The 16,607-nt window shown below is 58.3% G+C and carries 17 protein-coding genes; 9 read left to right on the top strand and 8 right to left on the bottom strand.

Annotated elements, in window-relative coordinates; translation table 11 throughout:
* Positions 1 to 26 precede the first annotated feature (26 nt).
* From UM93_RS07950 to UM93_RS07940, 3 genes are read left to right on the top strand one after another with little or no spacing between them, the layout of a single operon-like run.
* On the top strand, positions 27 to 1,349 hold the full coding sequence (locus UM93_RS07950; protein ID WP_045074856.1) for a bifunctional o-acetylhomoserine/o-acetylserine sulfhydrylase: 1,323 nt from the start codon (positions 27 to 29) through the stop codon (positions 1,347 to 1,349).
* Positions 1,346 to 2,476: a homoserine O-acetyltransferase MetX gene (gene metX, locus UM93_RS07945; protein ID WP_045074853.1), complete on the top strand. Its 1,131-nt coding sequence runs from the start codon at positions 1,346 to 1,348 to the stop codon at positions 2,474 to 2,476. Before UM93_RS07950 ends, metX begins: the two co-directional genes overlap by 4 nt.
* 42 nt (positions 2,477 to 2,518) lie before the next feature.
* Positions 2,519 to 3,244, top strand: coding sequence for a TetR/AcrR family transcriptional regulator (locus tag UM93_RS07940; protein ID WP_082057059.1), 726 nt, complete (start codon positions 2,519 to 2,521; stop codon positions 3,242 to 3,244).
* Between the two features lie 43 nt (positions 3,245 to 3,287).
* Here UM93_RS07940 and UM93_RS07935 read toward each other — a convergent pair whose 3' ends face one another.
* From UM93_RS07935 to UM93_RS07915, 5 genes are all read right to left on the bottom strand, one after another.
* On the bottom strand, positions 3,288 to 3,746 hold the full coding sequence (locus UM93_RS07935) for a hypothetical protein (protein ID WP_045074849.1): 459 nt from the start codon (positions 3,744 to 3,746) through the stop codon (positions 3,288 to 3,290).
* Positions 3,747 to 3,838: 92 nt separating this feature from the next.
* Positions 3,839 to 4,630 (bottom strand): SGNH/GDSL hydrolase family protein, encoded by a 792-nt coding sequence (locus UM93_RS07930; protein ID WP_045074847.1) that lies wholly within the window; start codon positions 4,628 to 4,630, stop codon positions 3,839 to 3,841.
* A 140-nt stretch (positions 4,631 to 4,770) separates the two neighbouring features.
* Positions 4,771 to 5,418, bottom strand: coding sequence for a TetR/AcrR family transcriptional regulator (locus tag UM93_RS07925; protein WP_052663689.1), 648 nt, complete (start codon positions 5,416 to 5,418; stop codon positions 4,771 to 4,773).
* Between the two features lie 87 nt (positions 5,419 to 5,505).
* Positions 5,506 to 6,168 (bottom strand): GOLPH3/VPS74 family protein, encoded by a 663-nt coding sequence (locus tag UM93_RS07920; RefSeq protein ID WP_045074845.1) that lies wholly within the window; start codon positions 6,166 to 6,168, stop codon positions 5,506 to 5,508.
* Between the two features lie 35 nt (positions 6,169 to 6,203).
* Positions 6,204 to 6,665: a hypothetical protein gene (locus UM93_RS07915; RefSeq protein WP_045074844.1), complete on the bottom strand. Its 462-nt coding sequence runs from the start codon at positions 6,663 to 6,665 to the stop codon at positions 6,204 to 6,206.
* A gap of 190 nt (positions 6,666 to 6,855) precedes the next feature.
* Between UM93_RS07915 and UM93_RS07910 the strand changes: the two genes are divergently transcribed.
* Complete coding sequence (locus UM93_RS07910) at positions 6,856 to 7,578, top strand: hypothetical protein (RefSeq protein ID WP_052663688.1); 723 nt, start codon at positions 6,856 to 6,858, stop codon at positions 7,576 to 7,578.
* 15 nt (positions 7,579 to 7,593) lie between these two features.
* On the opposite strand, the gene UM93_RS07905 is transcribed toward UM93_RS07910, so the two are convergent.
* Complete coding sequence (locus UM93_RS07905; protein ID WP_234399405.1) at positions 7,594 to 8,787, bottom strand: MFS transporter; 1,194 nt, start codon at positions 8,785 to 8,787, stop codon at positions 7,594 to 7,596.
* Positions 8,788 to 8,955: 168 nt separating this feature from the next.
* The gene (locus UM93_RS07900; RefSeq protein WP_157874121.1) at positions 8,956 to 9,774 is read right to left on the bottom strand and encodes an MBL fold metallo-hydrolase; all 819 of its coding nucleotides are present in this window, start codon (positions 9,772 to 9,774) and stop codon (positions 8,956 to 8,958) included.
* A 138-nt stretch (positions 9,775 to 9,912) separates the two neighbouring features.
* Between UM93_RS07900 and UM93_RS07895 the strand changes: the two genes are divergently transcribed.
* Both UM93_RS07895 and mnmA read left to right on the top strand, forming a co-directional pair.
* A complete protein-coding gene (locus UM93_RS07895; RefSeq protein ID WP_045074840.1) occupies positions 9,913 to 11,172 on the top strand; it encodes a cysteine desulfurase family protein in 1,260 nt (419 codons plus the stop codon).
* On the top strand, positions 11,169 to 12,290 hold the full coding sequence (gene mnmA / locus UM93_RS07890; RefSeq protein WP_045074838.1) for a tRNA 2-thiouridine(34) synthase MnmA: 1,122 nt from the start codon (positions 11,169 to 11,171) through the stop codon (positions 12,288 to 12,290). The genes UM93_RS07895 and mnmA overlap by 4 nt, the downstream gene beginning before the upstream one ends.
* 10 nt (positions 12,291 to 12,300) lie before the next feature.
* On the opposite strand, the gene UM93_RS07885 is transcribed toward mnmA, so the two are convergent.
* Positions 12,301 to 12,855: a YbhB/YbcL family Raf kinase inhibitor-like protein gene (locus UM93_RS07885; RefSeq protein ID WP_045074837.1), complete on the bottom strand. Its 555-nt coding sequence runs from the start codon at positions 12,853 to 12,855 to the stop codon at positions 12,301 to 12,303.
* A 111-nt stretch (positions 12,856 to 12,966) separates the two neighbouring features.
* Here UM93_RS07885 and UM93_RS07880 point away from each other — a divergent pair, with 111 nt between their 5' ends.
* From UM93_RS07880 to UM93_RS07870, 3 genes are all read left to right on the top strand, one after another.
* Positions 12,967 to 13,659: a type 1 glutamine amidotransferase gene (locus tag UM93_RS07880; protein ID WP_045074836.1), complete on the top strand. Its 693-nt coding sequence runs from the start codon at positions 12,967 to 12,969 to the stop codon at positions 13,657 to 13,659.
* A 134-nt stretch (positions 13,660 to 13,793) separates the two neighbouring features.
* Positions 13,794 to 15,431, top strand: coding sequence for an ABC transporter substrate-binding protein (locus tag UM93_RS07875; RefSeq protein ID WP_045074835.1), 1,638 nt, complete (start codon positions 13,794 to 13,796; stop codon positions 15,429 to 15,431).
* An 89-nt stretch (positions 15,432 to 15,520) separates the two neighbouring features.
* The gene (locus tag UM93_RS07870; protein WP_045074834.1) at positions 15,521 to 16,606 is read left to right on the top strand and encodes an ABC transporter permease; all 1,086 of its coding nucleotides are present in this window, start codon (positions 15,521 to 15,523) and stop codon (positions 16,604 to 16,606) included.
* Position 16,607 lies beyond the last annotated feature (1 nt).

The raw sequence follows: 16,607 nt of genomic DNA, 5'->3' as shown, positions 1-16,607 counted from the left end.
GGAGAGCCTTGAACCGAGGAGTCTCGATGACAACTGGTTGGTCTTTTGAAACCCGACAAATCCATGCCGGGCAGCAGCCCGACCCGGCCACCGGTGCCCGGGCCTTACCCATTTTCCAAACCACTTCCTTCGTCTTCCCTAGCGCGGAGAGTGCTGCGAATCGCTTTGCGCTAGCCGAGCTCGAACCGATTTACACCCGGATTGGTAACCCCACTCAGGATGTGGTGGAGCAGCGCATTGCCAGCCTTGAAGGCGGCGTCGGAGCGTTGCTGCTCGCCTCTGGTCAGGCAGCCGAGACCTTTGCAATCCTCAATATCGCTCAAGCCGGTGATCATTTGGTGGCCAGCCCGAGTCTCTACGGCGGCACCTACAACCTCTTCGCACACACCCTGAAGCGATTCGGCATCGAGGTCACTTTCGTAGAGGACCCGGATGACTTAGAGCAGTGGCGGGCGGCAGTGCAGCCCAACACCAAGCTTTTCTTCGGTGAGGTGGTGTCGAATCCACGCCAAGATGTCTTAGACCTTGAAGGGATCAGTGCCGTCGCCCATGAGGTCGGCGTGCCGTTGATTGTCGATAACACGCTAGCTACCCCGTATTTGGTGCGTCCACTGGAGTGGGGTGCCGATATTGTGGTGCATTCCGCGACCAAGTATCTCGGTGGCCATGGCACCGCCATTGCCGGGGTGATCGTCGACGGCGGTACCTTCGATTTCGCGCAGAACCCGGAGAAGTTCCCCGGCTTCAACACCCCCGATGAGAGTTATAACGGCTTGGTTTATGCGCGGGATCTAGGCGTCGGTAGCGCTTTGGGAGCAAATCTGGCCTATATTCTCAAGGCCAGGGTCCAGTTACTCCGTGACCTCGGCTCGGCGGTGGCCCCCTTCAACGCTTTCCTGATCGCTCAGGGCCTGGAGACCTTGAGCTTGCGGGTGGAACGGCATGTCGCCAATGCTTTGCAAGTGGCGAATTGGCTGAGCGAGCACGAAAGTGTGGCCTCGGTGGCCTACGCCGGACTTCCCTCCAGCCCCTGGTATGAACGCGGGCAAAAGTATGGACCACTGGGTATCGGCGCAGTGGTTGCCTTCGAGATCAACGGCGGTGTGGAAGCGGGTAAACGCTTTGTTGATGCCCTCGAACTACACTCTCACGTAGCCAATATCGGCGATGTGCGTTCGCTGGTGATCCATCCTGCCTCCACCACGCATTCCCAACTCAGTGAAGCCCAGCAGCTCAAAGCCGGGGTGACGCCCGGTCTGGTGAGGCTCTCGGTCGGGTTGGAGAACGTCACCGATATTCTGGCCGATTTGGATGCTGGTTTCAGAGCGGCCAAGTCCGAGCTGCGATGACGATTTCGGATTTATCGCTCGAAGCTTTACGTGGAGTCGACGTGTCTCAGCTGCATTACCTGGAGCTTGGCACGTTGTCGCTTGAGGTCTCGGGGGTGCTGCCCGGGGCGAGTCTGGCCTATGAAACCTGGGGAACCCTCAACGCCGATGCCAGTAATGCGGTATTGGTGCAGCACGCACTCACCGGGAGTTCTCATGCTGCGCAAGGGGAGTCCGCGCAGCCGGGGTGGTGGCAAGAACTGGTGGGACCGGGGAAGGCAGTTGACACCGAAAAATACTTCGTAGTTGCGGCCAATATTCTCGGTGGCTGTTATGGCAGCACCGGCCCGTCCAGCATCGCGCCAGACGGCGAACCGTGGGGCTCACGCTTCCCGTTCTTGACCCTACGAGATTCGGTGCAGGCGGAAGCACGTTTAGCTGACGCCCTCGGCATTACTCGTTGGCACGCCGTGATCGGTGGCTCGATGGGCGGCGCGCGTGCCCTGGAATGGGCGGTGAGTTTTCCGGAACGAGTGCTGCACGCTATTGTGCTCGCGGCGTGCGCTGCGAGCACCGCTGAACAGATAGCGCTTGCCCAAACACAGATCCTGGCGATCCAGCAAGATCCGCGCTACCAAGGTGGCGACTACTATCAGGACGATCCGCCACTGAACGGCCTTGGCCTGGCTCGTCGGATCGCCCACATTTCCTACCGCTCGGAGAGTGAGTTGGCCGCGCGGTTCGGCCGGCAAGCCCAGCAGGGCGAGTTGCCGGTCTCGGCGCAGCGTGCAGGGCAGCTTCGGCTGCAGCGTTATCAGGTGGAGAGCTATTTGGATCACAAGGCCGCTAAACTCAGCCAGATCTTCGATCCGAACAGCTACCTAACGCTGACTGAGGCGCTCATGAGTCATGACCTTGGCCGGGGCCGGGGAGGACTGAGAGCTGCCCTGGAACGCACCTCCGGGGTGCGCTTCAGCTTGGCGGCGGTGAGTTCTGACCGGCTCTACCTGCCGTCCCAAATGGCCGAACTAGCCGCCGCCTTGCCGAAGCCGGTCCAGGTGCATCAGATTACTTCAGAGATTGGCCATGACGGTTTCTTGACCGAGACTGCACAGATCGCTGCTCTGATCGCGCAAAGTGGCTTTTGAGATGAGTTATCTCATCAACTAAACAGAGGTTATGCTCTGAAGATGGACACTCCAGAGCCTCGACGTCGTGGTCGGGCACCCATGACCTCGGCCGAGCTGATCGCTCGAGCCGTGATCAAGGTGGGTTTTCAGGATCTGACGATGGCAAAAGTTGCCAACTCACTCGGCATGAAACATTCCTCCTTATACCGGCATGTTGCCTCGCGGGAGGAACTTATCAGCATGGCCGTCGATCTGATGATCTTGGAAAGCCCTGCGGTGACGCCCGCTCAGGACTGGCGAGGCCACCTTGAGCAGCTCACTGACGCGGTCTGGGAACAATTCGAACGTTTTCCGGGGCTGGCTTCCGAGGTCGCCGCCTTGCCGGAGCCGCCCGCCGGATTGCTCTGGGTCTTTGCTAGCAGCGCCGAGATTTTAGTGTCCTTCGGCTTCAGTGCCGAGCGCGCCATGATGGTGACCGATCTGCTCTGCGATATGACGGTTAGCAGCTATCTCAACGCGACCCAACCGGTCAGGGCGAAAGCCGATAGGGCAGCGGAGATTAAAGCCAAATATCGTAGCCTCAGGGAAGTTCGTCCCGATGTTCAGCTGCCCGGCAGTGAGCAAAAGAGTGAGCAGATCGAGGCTGCATTAGCTGATGCTTTTGCCAGCCAGGGCAAGCAGTGGTGGCGACAGAAGCGCGACTTCATCCTGGACACGCTCGCTGTCGAAGTGAGGCGAGCTGCTGGCTTGCAATTCAGACCCAGCTCGCCACCAATAATGAACTGAGACTTAGCCGAGTCGGCGATTCACTGCCCTTGGGGGCACCGGTTCAGTGGTTGCGGAAGATTGCTTCCCGTTCTTGGGCGTATTGCTCGGCGCTGATTTGGCCAGCTCGACGACGTTGGTCAAGTTCGTTGAGAACTCGCTTCATTTCTTGTTCGGCAGCCCAGCGAGCCGAGGCAAAGCCTGACATTCCAGAGCTTGTTTGAGCCGGTTGCTGCCAGTTGCTGGGATTATTGGCCGGCGATTGCTGAAATTGTGGCGTCGGGGTATAGCCGTTGGGTGGCGCGGCGGGAGCTTGAAAGTTTGCTGGGGGTGCCTGGTAGTTAACATTGTTCGCAGCTGGCCGGGGCTGCTGATATTGCTGGCTATTCTGCTGTTTGGCTCTGGCTCGTTTGCGGGCGTTGGCCAGCTGGCCGATGATTGCTAGCACGACAAAAATCACGAAGAACCAGGGGAACACCGAAAAACCGGAGTTCGAGGCGGCAGGCAGCACAGCAGCGATCATGGCATCAGGCTACTCTGATTTTGCCCGCCGGTGCTTAACTGTGCCGATGACTCTGCTGGCTTTTCTCGTTCGTGACGACTTTTTGTCGCTGCTTACGGCCCGGCGACCGGACCCGGCGTCGGCCGTTTCGCGCTCACTCCATCGCCCGAGGACTGATGACGAATCCGGCGGAGCACCCAGGGAACTAAGAACTCCCGGGCCCAGACCAAATCCTCTGCCCGGGCTTCTCGCCAGGTTCTCGCCGGAAGTGGTGGTGGTTCCATTGGCATCAGCTGGTGCGGAACATTGAGCGCGTCGAGGGCCATCATGGCGATTCGATGATGACCAAGTGGGGAAAAATGTAGCCGATCATCGTCCCACATTGCCGGTGCAGACAGCTCTCGAAGCGACCACATATCGGCGATCACCGCGTCGTGGCGGGCGGCGATTGTTCTCAAGTTCTCGTTATAGATGGCCACCCGGCCGCGCACTAGTCCGAGCACCGGTGTATCACGAATATCCGGACCGTTGAAGAGCAGCACGGTGGCGCCGCTCGCCGCCATTTTCGCAACCGCCGCGTCGAGGCTCTGGGCTAAGCCGTCGGGGTCGGAACCTGGTCGGATCAGGTCATTGCCGCCCGCCGAAATAGATATCAGATCGGGGTTAAGCGCCAAGGCGGGCTCAAGCTGCTCGTCCAAAATTTGTTGCAGCAGCCGACCTCGGATGGCTAGATTCGCGTAGGCGAAATCCTGGTGGCCTTTGCTGAGTTCTTCGGCCAGCCGGTCGGCCCAGCCGCGATGACCACCGGGGCTGGTGGGTTCGGGGTCACCAATGCCTTCGGTGAATGAGTCGCCTAGGGCGACATAACGACTCCAGGGGTGCTGTTCGGATTCGATAGTGCTCACCTTCCTATCCTGCTCCTGCCAAGCTCAACTACCAACTTAATGACTGTTGCTGAATTCTTCATTTTTCTGGCACCTCGGAGGAGAGGGACCAGCCGAATGCTTCGCCAACTAAGGGTACTCAGCAGTCATCCCGCTAATACTCAGTTACTCGATTTGGTGAAGGCGTGCAGTATTTCGATAATTCCTATCGCGCCAGATTTGAGTGAGAAATCGGGGTTGCTAAGAGTCTCGGCGGTAAGCGCGTCGACCGCCCCACCGTAGATGATTGCGTGGGTGCTGGCATTGGCGCTGGCTTCGTACTCACCCGCTTGCTGAGCTCGGGCTATCAGCTCGGCGAGTGGGCGCCATCGAGTCTCAGTGTCGGTATGCTCACTAATTCCGCTCGTCGGGTCATTGAAAGATTCGGCCATCACCCGGACGTGGTGAGGGTGTTCTGTCAGATAAGCCAATTGAGAGGTGAGATACGCCTCGACCGCAGCGCTGGGACCGTCAGCGGCGGTGATTTTCTGGCGCATGTGTTCGATGAGCCCGGTTCTGACGACTTCGTAGGCTGCCTGAATAACTGCCTGCTTGGAAGGGTAGTGGTAGAGCACTGCAGCCTTGGTGATCGAGGCTGCTTCGGCAATGCTTTGCAAAGAGGTGCGCGCGGCGCCGTTTTGAGCGATGAGTTCTATTGTGACGTTGATGAGTTGTTCACGGCGCGCCTGCTCTGCAAAGGTCAGTTCTCGCTCTGAGTGGCGACGCCGAGGTGTGGTCGAGTTGGCAGAACTACCGGTTTGCGAGGGCATCGATCAGGCGTCCTTCTAATGAAACGACAGAGAGCTTTAGGTTAGCCGATCCATAAGCAGCAAAAAGACTTAGCTGTTCGCTGGAGATCAGAAACCTTGCGAGCCGTTATTAGCATTTACCGTGGAGATGATCGCCATCCGGACGGCCGAGTTCGCTTGCTTGATGACCTTCCGCACCGCTTCGGAAGCCCATTCCCCTTCAACGATCGCCTTTACTTCGGCCTTTGAGACTGCTGGCAAAATTCTCCTCAGAAGTCCAGTGGCATCACACAAGCTGATCAGCGAGGCATTCCAGCCGGTGGGCTGACTCTGCCCCCTCAAAACGTCGGTGAGCAGAGATCCTAGCTGCGCCAAGATCTCTGGTTCAGGTAAGTGACGAACTATAGGGAAAATGCCGAGCAGCGCATCGCTCTGCGACTGTACGAGGCCTCGTTCTTGTAAGCGAGAGCTGACGTTTCTTTCGATGTTGCTGCTTCTAAATTTCCTGACCCAATGTTTCGCGGTGCGTGGTTGGGTCTCGGCTCGGATCAGATCATCAGGCTCTGCTAGCAGCCCAGATAACGCTGCACTGCCATTTTCAGATACCACTTTGCCTGCGTTGATTGAAATGCGACGATGCTCTGCTAGATCCGTCAGGAGGGCGCCTGCGAGTCCGATTTTAAGGTATTTACGCTGGATGAGTCGTTTCCCATCCGGTTTATGAGCCAAAAGAAACAGTGCCTCGGTGAGACAGATCTGAGAATTGTTCATGAGCTGCTACTTTCCTGAATCGAGAAAATTATGGATCAGCGAGGAGGCACTAGGTCGGCATCAGTCTGATACCGAGTCTTGAAAAACTCCCGACCCGCCCGCGAGCCCACAAGAAGCAGCAAGATCACCAAGGCAGCCAAGATGAAGGGCACTGTGATAAATCGCACGACGTCCGGCGAGATGAACCAGGTCGTGATGCCGAAGATCACCGACAGCACCTGGGATGCCACGATGATACGGAATACTCTTTTTGACCTCGAGCCGATTTTTACCGCGTAGATGCCGCAAACCACCACTAATAGCGCATGGAAAGATCCTGTCCGCACTAGTTCGACGGCGACTAGTTTCGAGAGGTCTTCGGCAGTCAACCCCGGTTGCATAGTACTGATCTGCGAAATCAAAAGTCCTTGCAAAAGTAGTAGTAGCGCGATGGCTACGGCATGCGCAATGGCAACACCAGCCAAAAGCACGCGCGCCACTCGTACCGGTCCGGGCATCAGTCTCTCCAATCATTAACCAATTGGTAAATATATTAACCATTTGGTTAGCATATGGCAAGTGGTGTTATCGAACGATGCAAGGCGGCAATTGCTTTGCTTGGCGACAGTGCAAGAAACAGTGCAAACAGTGCTGAATAGAATCCCCCTTGGTACTGTTAGTGGGTCAGAATGCCGACCGGGGAGTGGAATGATCGGACAACGTTGGCGCGCAGCCAAGATCGGTTCAGTAGCTGGACTCCTGGCCTTTGCTGCCACGGCGGGTCTGACCGCCTGCACCTTTACTGTGCAAGCGCCCCAAGACACTTCCACTATCTCGCCGAGTCAAAGTCCGAGCTATCAGGGTCCGACCATCCTGCCGGGGCATAACGCCGATGCGGTGGCTGCCAAAGATATGACCTGGGCGGCCGGCAACACCCTCTCGGTTGGCGTACCGGTTGGCTGGTCCGACCAGTTGACCCAAGTGGAGATGGTGAATAACAAGACGCCACCGCCCAGTTGGAAGGAACTGAAGAGCAACCAAGCAGGCTGGACCGAGTACCAGCACGTCAATGGTTGCGTGTTGAGCTACTGGCAGTCCGTCAATCAGCAGAATCTGATGGTCGCTAATGACGATAAGGCTTCGACGGTAGCGCTTTTCAAATATCTGGTGCCTTCAATCCTGCCCGAAGTGTTGAAAGTGAGCACGATGCGATGGGCGAAGCAGCTTGATAAGCCATCACCAAAAATCGAATTCCTCAGTATTCGTACCTCCGCTAAGGGAAAAAGCCCAGCGAAGCTCTATAGTGCTCGGATGTTCAATCGAGCCGGCACCGGGCTGGTCTTCAGTCTCAGCTGTGCCACTGACGCCTTGTTGAATAGCACCTTCGCCTCGGCGCAGAACAAGCTCGTAGTCTCACCGCCACAGCAGTAATAGTCAGCTGTTGAGCTACGCAGCGGCCTGGCTGGCCTTTTGCTCAACCACTCGCGACGGCACCAGCGGGGTGGCCGCTAAGGGGGCGAGTGCAACTATGGCAAAGGTCGCCGGGAAGCTGAGAAGACCAATCAGGCCCCCGATCGCCGGCGGTACCACTGCGGAAACCAAGTATTGGCCGGTGTTCTGAATGCCGAGAGCCCGTCCGGACCAATACGGCCCGGAGATTTCTGCCACCGAAGTGAAGGCCAAACCGTTATCGGCCACGGTAATCACCGAAGCTACCACCAGCAGTGCTATCGACCAGGGCGAATTGAGCCAGTCGGTGAGTGCGAGCAGCAGTAGGGCAGCAGCCGCGGCCAAGGAGACGAGACGTAGCGGCAACACTCTGGAGCCCAGTCGATCCGACCAGATGCCGACCGCTATCCTCCCCAGCGCTCCGGCAAATTGCGCTAAGGCGATAACGCCGCCGGCTAAGGCGGCGGGGAGCTGTCTGTCGTTCATCAGCCAGAGTAGCGAAAAGGTCCAGATGGTGAACTGTGGGATGACCAGGATCGCAGAGACCAGATGGATGCGCACCAAGAAGTTGCTACCAAGATAGGGGTTTTCACTGCTTGGCTCAGCCCGCCGGGCACGCCGGGCCGGGTTCTGCACGCCCAGCCAGCATGACACCGTCGCGGCTGCGGCGATGATTGCGACGGCGCCCAGGGCGCCCTGGATACGAAACCCGTCGGCGACGGCAGGCAGCAGCAGTGAAGCCAGCGCCACGCCCAAGGGCTGCGCCATCTGACGGATCCCCATCGCCAGGCCGCGTTGCTGTGCGGGAAACCAGCCGACAACCACTCGGCCACCCGCCGAATTCGTGCAGCCGGTCGCTGCGCCGGCTAAAAACAAGAATCCGCCCAACAGCACGGGAGATTCGCTGAATGCAGCCGCGATCAGGCAAACTGTGCTCGCGGCAAGAGCGACGGCGAGCGAAAGTCGCTCGCCGATTCGGTCGAGGACAGCACCCCAGGCCACCAAGGTCAACATGGTGCCAGCCAGTGGCATTGCGACCAAAACACCTGACTGCACCAGATCAAGATTCCACTGTTGACGCAATTGAGGAATCAGAAAAGCCATCCCGTTCACCACAATTGAACTGCTCAGCTGTGCAAACACGGCCAGCCCCAGCATGAACCATCGATGTGGTCTGAGTTGCTGGAACAAATTGACTCCTGAGAGGCTGGTAGCGTCTCATTATGTGAGAAATGAGTCTCAAATAATGAGCTAATGACTAGCCTATGCAACTCAGTTCATCGGTTACCACTGTGTCCATAGAGTGAACGCTAGACGACGCAGGTTCGGCTGAGCGCGCTTGAGTCGCCGCGCAGGGAACTAACCGAGGTGATCGTTTTGGCCCGAGGCCCAGGCGATATAGCGCTCTGCTGAAGCGTTCACTACTTCTTTGGCTTGCTCCGGAATGACATTACCGAAGTTGCCGTGCAGCCGATTGAAGTCCAGGGTCGAGATGCGTTGAGTGATGTGACGCACCAGGTTCGGTGAGAGCGGGATGTAATTAGGGTAGCTCCGCATAAAGGTCACCCACCCCGAGGGCGTCGGAAAGATAGTGTCTCCGCTCAGCAGAACGCCTTCCCCGGCCGAGAAGTGTGCCACCGCGCTGCCCGGGAAATGACCGCCGGTCTGAACCAACTTCACCTCGGGTAGGACTTGCTCACTTTCCGACCAGTAGCGAATCGCCGCCCCCTCGCGCCTTAGCCACTGCCGATCCGCTTCGGCGACATAGACCGGAGCATTCGAAAAAGCCGCTGACCATTCAAGTTGCACGCCGAACATGTGCGGGTGGCTGGAAGCGATGGCAGCAATCCCGCCCAGTTCCTCGACTCGGGCTATTGAAGCGGCATCAATAAAAGCCGGCGGATCCCAGAGTAAGTTTCCAGCCGAGGTGCGCAGCAGGATCGAATGCTGCCCAATCCCCATTCGAGGCGTGGGTTGGATCTCCCAGATTCGTGGATGGACTTCAGCGAATTCCATCTGCTGCTCACGACTGACTAAATCGGCGAGGGTGACCCACGATTGCCCAGAGCGCGGCAGGTACTGCCGATCGTCCTGACAAATTTTGCAATCGCCAGCCTTGAGTGTCTCGCTTGAGTGTTCAACGCCGCAGGTTTCACAAAGCACTACTGAAGTATTCACAACACAATTCTGAAACCTCAAGTGCTCTTCGGGTCAAGCTGCTCGGCGGTCCGCGACTGAAATGAGCGGCTCAAGATAGGTAGGGCTAGTCAAAGCTAGCCAGAAATTACCAGAAGTAGATCAAGGTAGAATTATCAGGTGCCCGTGTACTTTGATCATGCGGCAACCACGCCGCTCTGCGAGCCCGCGTTAGCCGCACTCACCGAACAACTTAGCCGTAGCGGCAATCCTTCCTCGCTGCACGGCTCGGGTCGTCGCGCCCGCGCAGTGGTCGAGGAGTCCCGTGAATCGCTGGCGCTCGCCGCAGGTGCGCACCGCTCCGAAGTGATCTTCGTCTCCGGCGGTACCGAGGCCGATAACCTCGCGGTTAAGGGGCTCTATTGGTCGCGGCGTGATGCTGATCCGCGACGCAACAGAATTCTGGTCTCTGCGGTTGAGCACCCAGCTGTGCAGGATACCGTTGAATGGCTGGAAAAACACGAAGGCGCCAAGGTCAGCTGGCTACCCGTCGACGAGTCCGGTTTGCTACGGCTGGACGCCTACCGAGCTGCCCTTGACGAAGACCCAGAAGCGGTGGCGCTGGTCAGCGTGATGTGGGCGAATAACGAGGTCGGCGCCATCCAGCCGATTGCTGAGGTGGTCGCGCTCGCCGCAAGCTACGGTATTCCGGTGCACTCCGATGCGGTCCAGGCCTTTGGCACCATTCCGCTGAATTTTGCGGATTCGGGACTGGCAGCAATGTCCATTAGCGGGCACAAGATCGGTGCACCGGTTGGGGTTGGCGCGCTATTGCTTGGCCGCTCGATCAAACTCACCCCGGTGCAGCATGGCGGCGGACAGGAACGCGATGTGCGTTCCGGTACTCTCGATACCGCTTCGATTGCGGCCTTCGCGGCCGCTGCCCAGCATGCGGTGAGCGGCCTGGTGGAGGAGGGTTTGCGGCTTTCGCAGCTCCGCGACGAGACGATCAAGCGGGTGCAGGAACTGATCCCCGAAGCTGTACTACGGGGGCCGGCGCCTGAAACCGGGAAGCGACTGCCCGGCAATGTGCATTTCACTTTCCCCGGCTGCGAAGGGGATTCGCTGCTGTTCTTACTCGACATGGCTGGCATCGAAAGCTCAACCGGTTCGGCCTGCACCGCCGGAGTGCCCAGGCCTTCGCAAGTTTTGCTCGCGATGGGCCTGAGCGAAGACGAGGCCCGGGGGGCGCAACGATTCAGCCTGGGGCATACAACCGGGCCTGCCGACGTTGAAGCACTTATTGCCGCTTTGCCAGGTGCTCACGCCCAGGCCAAGCAAGCCGGGATGGCTGGACATGAATCCAGCATCCAGACCGCAACCACCGTAGCGAAAGCCAAGGCCTTCGCAGCGGTCGGTACAACAGAGGAAAATGCATGAAAGTTTTAGCTGCTATGAGCGGCGGCGTGGATTCCGCCGTAGCCGCTGCCCGCGCAGTCGACGCCGGGCACGAGGTTGTCGGGGTGCACTTGGCCCTCTCCAGGATGCCAGGCACCTTGCGCACCGGAAGCCGCGGCTGCTGCACTATTGAAGACTCCAATGACGCTTGGCGCGCCGCCGATAAACTAGGCATTCCTTACTACGTCTGGGATTTCTCCGAGCGTTTCAAGGAAGACGTGGTGGATGATTTCATCGCCGAGTATGCGGCTGGCCGGACGCCGAATCCATGCATGCGATGCAATGAGCGGATCAAGTTTGCGGCGCTTTTAGAGAAGGCGATTGCGCTCGGTTTTGACGCGGTCTGCACCGGTCACTATGCCCGGGTCATTCAGGACGAAGCAGGGAATTACGAGCTGCATCGCGCTAATGACTGGGCGAAAGATCAGTCCTATGTGCTCGGCGTGCTGACTCATCAGCAGCTCAAGCACTCGATGTTCCCACTTGCCGACGTAGCCAGCAAGGCAGAGGTGCGAGCCGAGGCGGAACGACGCGGCCTCTCGGTAGCGAAGAAGCCAGACAGCCACGATATTTGCTTTATCTCCGATGGTGATACCCGTGGCTGGCTGGCTGAGAAGATCGAGATGAGTCCCGGTGCGGTGATCGACGAAACCGGAGCGAAGGTCGGCTCACATGATGGGGCTAACGCTTTCACGGTCGGGCAGCGTCGCGGATTGAAATTGGGCACTCCGGCTGCCGATGGTAAGCCGCGCTTCGTGCTGGAAATCCGTCCCAAGGAAAACACCGTAGTGGTCGGTCCGGAGCGGATGCTGGCTATTGACGAGATTCGTGGCATCCGGATTTCCTGGGCTGGAGAGCCCATTGCTGAGGTGGCCACGGGCAGCGAATTCGACTGCATGGCCCAGGTCCGGGCGCACGGTGAGCCGGTGCCCGCACGAGCCCATGTGCAGCCAGACCAGACGCTTGTGGTGGTGTTGAACGATCCGATGCGTGGAGTTGCGCCGGGCCAGACAGTGGTGCTCTATCAGGGCAGCCGAGTGCTCGGCCAGGCGACCATCGATGCTGCCCGATCGCTAGAACGTGCTGCCACGGGCCAGTAAGCCAGCAGGGTTAGCGCTGTTCTTGCACACCAGTGTAAAGACCTCGGGCCAGCACCCGACCGTCAAGCTTGCCCAGTAGTTTGGCGAACTTTGGCGTGTCGGTACCAAGCTCTCGATCCAAAGCGAATAGTTGGAAACGATAACGATGCGGGCCGTGCTGGGGTAAAGGACGCGGCCCACGATAGCCGCGGCTGCCGAACGCGGCTGGCAGGAAGCGGATATCTGCGCTTTCGCGGCTAAGTTCGCCTTGTTCGAGCCCGAGCCGGCTTGCCGAGATGAGCGCCACGGTGTGAAGGATTGGTCGCGGCATTGGCACATCAACGTCCTCCAAAATAAAAAGAAACTGCTTCGTTTCCTCCGGAGGATCGGACCAGGCAAGGGCGGGGGAGAGATTATCTCCTCGGCCCTTGCCTGAATGTAATAGCGGGATATCCCCTTCGTCGTCGAACGCGGTGCTACTCAGCTGCAGGGTTTGCGGGGCGGCAAGTTCCGGTGCATACCAGCAGCTTTTAGCCTCGCTTGAATGAACATTTTTCAACAACCTGCCCAGCAAGTGCTCTAGCACGCCAACCCCTTTTCCTTATTTTCCCCACACTCTGATAGCCACCTTGCCGAACGTTACACCGGTCCGTGGAGTTCCGGTCGCCAGCTGAGAAGCTCAATTAGAGTTAAGCGGGTGAAGTCTGTCTTGATTCTGCAGCACGTCCCGGTCGAAGGTCCTGGTCTGATCGCTAAGGCGCTCGATGAGCGCCACATTCCCTGGCAACTGCGAAACCTACTCGAGGAAGCTGACCCGCAGCTGCCGGATCTGCAGAGACTGGCCGGGGTAGTGCTGATGGGTGGCCCGATGGACGCTGGCGATACCACTAGCTATCCAGCGCTGGCCCTCGAAGCGCTACTGGTTCGGGAAGCAATTGCCGCCGAGCTTCCAGTGCTCGGTGTCTGCTTGGGACATCAAATCATTGCGCTGGCCTTGGGCGCCCAGATCGACTACGCCGCCACTCGTGAAATCGGCCTCGGTGCGCTAAACGCCGGAGCCGAATTGGCGCTGCTTGACGGCCTTGAAGTGCTGCACTGGCACACCGATAACGTGGGATTACCAGCGGGCGCCACGCCGCTGGCGAGCACCTCGGAGTGCGCTTATCAGGCTCTCCGTTATCGTAGTGCGCTGGGCTTGCAATTCCATCTGGAACTCGACCAAGAGTTGCTTCAGCAGTGGCTGGCCGCCGGAATGGATCAGGATCTCGAACCGGGGCAGGCCGCGGCACTGCTCGCCGAATTCGTCAGAACCGCGGCTCCGAGAGAAGCCGCTGCGGCCCAGGTTTTCGGTGATTTTGCCACCGCGGTGCAGCTTGTGATGGATAACTAACTGGTTTCAACTTTCAGTTTCGGTAGGAAAAAACTGTGAATCTCTGGTAGAAACAGAGAATCATGATTGTGCGCTGACTCACACCTGTGGGGGGCATGGGAGGCGTAGATCACTCATCGAAAGAAAGTTCTGGGATGTCTAAGAACACAACTAAGCTGCGTTACCTCGCAGCTTTTGCGGGAGTCTCCGCCCTGGCACTCACCGCCTGCACCGGCCCTGCCGGGAACACCAGCAACACCTCGGGCGGCGCTTCCGGCGGCAGCTTCACCATCGGCACCACCGATAAAGTGGTGGCGCTCGACCCAGCGGGTTCCTATGACAATGGTTCATTGTTCATGGAAACCCAGGTCTACCCCTTCCTGGTGAACATCAAGCCGCAGGGCAATGAGATCGAACCCGATCTTGCCGAGTCGGCCTCGTTCACCAAACCCACCGAATACACGGTCAAGCTGCGACCGAATCTGAAGTTCGTCAACGGTCACACCCTTGATTCCAAAGATGTGAAGTTCAGCTTTGATCGGATTCTGAAGATCAATGACGAGAACGGACCGGCCTCACTGTTGACCAACCTGGCCAGCATTGCCACCCCGGACGCCAATACCGTGGTCTTCACCCTTAAGCAGCCGAACGATCAGACCTTCCCCGGAGTTCTTACCTCCTCTGCCGGACCAATTGTGGACGATGAAGTCTTCCCGGCGGATAAGTTAATGACCGATGAGGACATCGCCAAGGCGCATCCCTTCGCCGGTGCCTACGATGTGACCAGCTATACCAAGAACCAGTTGGTCAGCCTGAAGGCGAACCCGGGATATGTCGGGCTGGTCGAGAAGGCCAAGACCGATGTGGTCAACGTTCAGTACTACGCAAACTCCAATAACCTCAAACTGGATATGCAGACCAATAAGATCGACGTCGCTTGGCGTAGTCTGAGCGCGACCGACATTGGCGACCTGAAGACCAAAGACAATGTTAAAGTTCACACCGGTCCGGGTGGCGAACTGCGCTACATCGTCTTTAACTTCAACACCATGCCGTTTGGTTCGAAGACGGCGGAAGCCGACCCGAAGAAAGCGCTCGCGGTACGCCAGGCAATGGCTGACCTGGTGGATCGCCAGGCGATTTCGGATAGCGTCTACAAAGGCACCTACACCCCGGTCTACTCGCCGGTTGCTTCGGGCTTGCCCGGTGCCACCGAGCCGCTCAAGTCGCTCTACGGTGACGGCAACGGTGCGCCGAGCCTGGACAAGGCTAAGCAGCGCTTTGCCGACGCTGGGATCACCGGCCCGGTTACCGTCAACCTGCAATACAATCCGGATCACTACGGCCCCGGTTCGGGCGATGAATACGCCAAGGTCAAGGACCAGCTGGAGAAGTCCGGCTTGTTCAAGGTGAACCTGCAGTCCACCGAATGGACTCAGTATTCCAAGGACCGTAATAAGGACCTGTACCCGGTCTACCAACTCGGCTGGTTCCCGGATTACTCGGACGCTGATAACTACCTGACCCCGTTCTTCGTCAAGGACAACTTCCTGCACAACCACTACGACAATGCAGAAGTGCAGAAGTTGATCGCCGAGCAGCAAGGCACCAACGACAAGGCCAAGCGTGCCGACTTAATTGGTCAGATCCAAGAGATGGAAGCTAAGGATCTTTCCACTCTGCCGCTCTTGCAGGGCAACCAGATCGCGATTTCCGGTAATAATGTCGACGGCGTCGACACCACCCTGGATGCTGCGTTCAAGTTCCGGCTGGCAGTAGTTTCCAAGAAGTAAATGAATGCTTGGGGCAGGGTGCAAGGCACCCTGCCCCAAGCCATGTCCGCTGGCCAAAAGCAGCTAGCGGACACAATGCGAAGGCACAGATGACAGCTTTAGTAGACACCCCCGCGGAGATCGAGCCCCCGGCTCTCAAGCGGTCAAAAAAATCGGGAGGCGGGCTCGGAAGATACATTCTGGTCCGGTTCCTGCTCATTATTCCGACTATTTTCATCCTGGTCACCCTGGTTTTCTTCCTGATGCGGGTCACTGGCGATCCGATCACCGCGGCACTAGGTGGCAAATTGCCGCCGGATCAGCTGGCCGCCAAAATCCACGACGCTGGCTATGACAGGCCGATTTTCGTTCAGTACTTCGAATATCTCGGCCAGATCTTCACCGGCAACTTCGGCAGCACACTCGATAATCAGCCCATTACCCAGGTGTTGCTGACCTACGGCTCAGCAACCCTGGAACTGGCCTTCTTCGCCCTCATCGTGGCGCTGCTGATTGGCATTCCGCTCGGCATGGTGGCGGCTAAATTCCGGGACAAGTGGCCGGATGCGGTGCTCCGGGTCTTTGCCATCCTGGGTTACGCCACTCCGGTGTTCTTCGCCGGTCTGTTGCTGAAATTGGTGTTCGCGGTCTGGCTCGGTTGGTTCCCGGTAGCCGGGCGCGCCAATACCGATAATGCACTGGCTTTGCAGCAACTCGGTTCACCCACCGGGATTTACTTCCTCGACGCCCTGCGTAGTGGAAATATGGCTGCCTTAGGCGATGTGCTGCAGCACGCCGCGTTACCTGCCATTGCCCTCGGCCTGCTCACTGGCGGGGTTTTCTTGCGCCTGGTACGCACCAATGTGATCGGCACGCTGGGGCGAGACTATGTCGAGGCCGGCCGTTCCCGTGGTGTCAGCGAGTTCAGGCTGGTCACGAAACATGCTTATAAGCCGGCTTTGATTCCGATCATCACCGTGATGGGCCTGCAAATCGCTATGTTGCTCGGTGGCGCTGTGCTGACCGAAACCACCTTTGAGTGGAAAGGCTTGGGCTTCCAGCTAGCTCAATACCTTGGTAGCCGGGACTTCGTCGCGGTACAAGGCATTGTGGCGCTGTTGGCGGTACTGGTCGCGGTGACTAACTTCATCGTCGACGTGATCGCGGCGCTCATCGACCCGAGAGTGAGGTACTGAG

This window comes from Psychromicrobium lacuslunae (assembly GCF_000950575.1).
GTDB lineage: Bacteria > Actinomycetota > Actinomycetes > Actinomycetales > Micrococcaceae > Renibacterium > Renibacterium lacuslunae.
The sequence above is the reverse complement of the archived record's forward strand: the minus strand, read 5'-3'. Positions and strand labels throughout refer to the sequence as shown.

Coding starts and splice junctions, on each gene's coding strand:
- UM93_RS07950 (WP_045074856.1), top strand. CDS start 27: ATGACAACTGGTTGGTCTTTTGAAACCCGACAAATCCATGCCGGGCAG.
- metX (WP_045074853.1), top strand. CDS start 1,346: ATGACGATTTCGGATTTATCGCTCGAAGCTTTACGTGGAGTCGACGTG.
- UM93_RS07940 (WP_082057059.1), top strand. CDS start 2,519: ATGGACACTCCAGAGCCTCGACGTCGTGGTCGGGCACCCATGACCTCG.
- UM93_RS07935 (WP_045074849.1), bottom strand. CDS start 3,746: ATGATCGCTGCTGTGCTGCCTGCCGCCTCGAACTCCGGTTTTTCGGTG.
- UM93_RS07925 (WP_052663689.1), bottom strand. CDS start 5,418: ATGCCCTCGCAAACCGGTAGTTCTGCCAACTCGACCACACCTCGGCGT.
- UM93_RS07920 (WP_045074845.1), bottom strand. CDS start 6,168: ATGAACAATTCTCAGATCTGTCTCACCGAGGCACTGTTTCTTTTGGCT.
- UM93_RS07915 (WP_045074844.1), bottom strand. CDS start 6,665: ATGCCCGGACCGGTACGAGTGGCGCGCGTGCTTTTGGCTGGTGTTGCC.
- UM93_RS07910 (WP_052663688.1), top strand. CDS start 6,856: ATGATCGGACAACGTTGGCGCGCAGCCAAGATCGGTTCAGTAGCTGGA.
- mnmA (WP_045074838.1), top strand. CDS start 11,169: ATGAAAGTTTTAGCTGCTATGAGCGGCGGCGTGGATTCCGCCGTAGCC.
- UM93_RS07875 (WP_045074835.1), top strand. CDS start 13,794: ATGTCTAAGAACACAACTAAGCTGCGTTACCTCGCAGCTTTTGCGGGA.
- UM93_RS07870 (WP_045074834.1), top strand. CDS start 15,521: ATGACAGCTTTAGTAGACACCCCCGCGGAGATCGAGCCCCCGGCTCTC.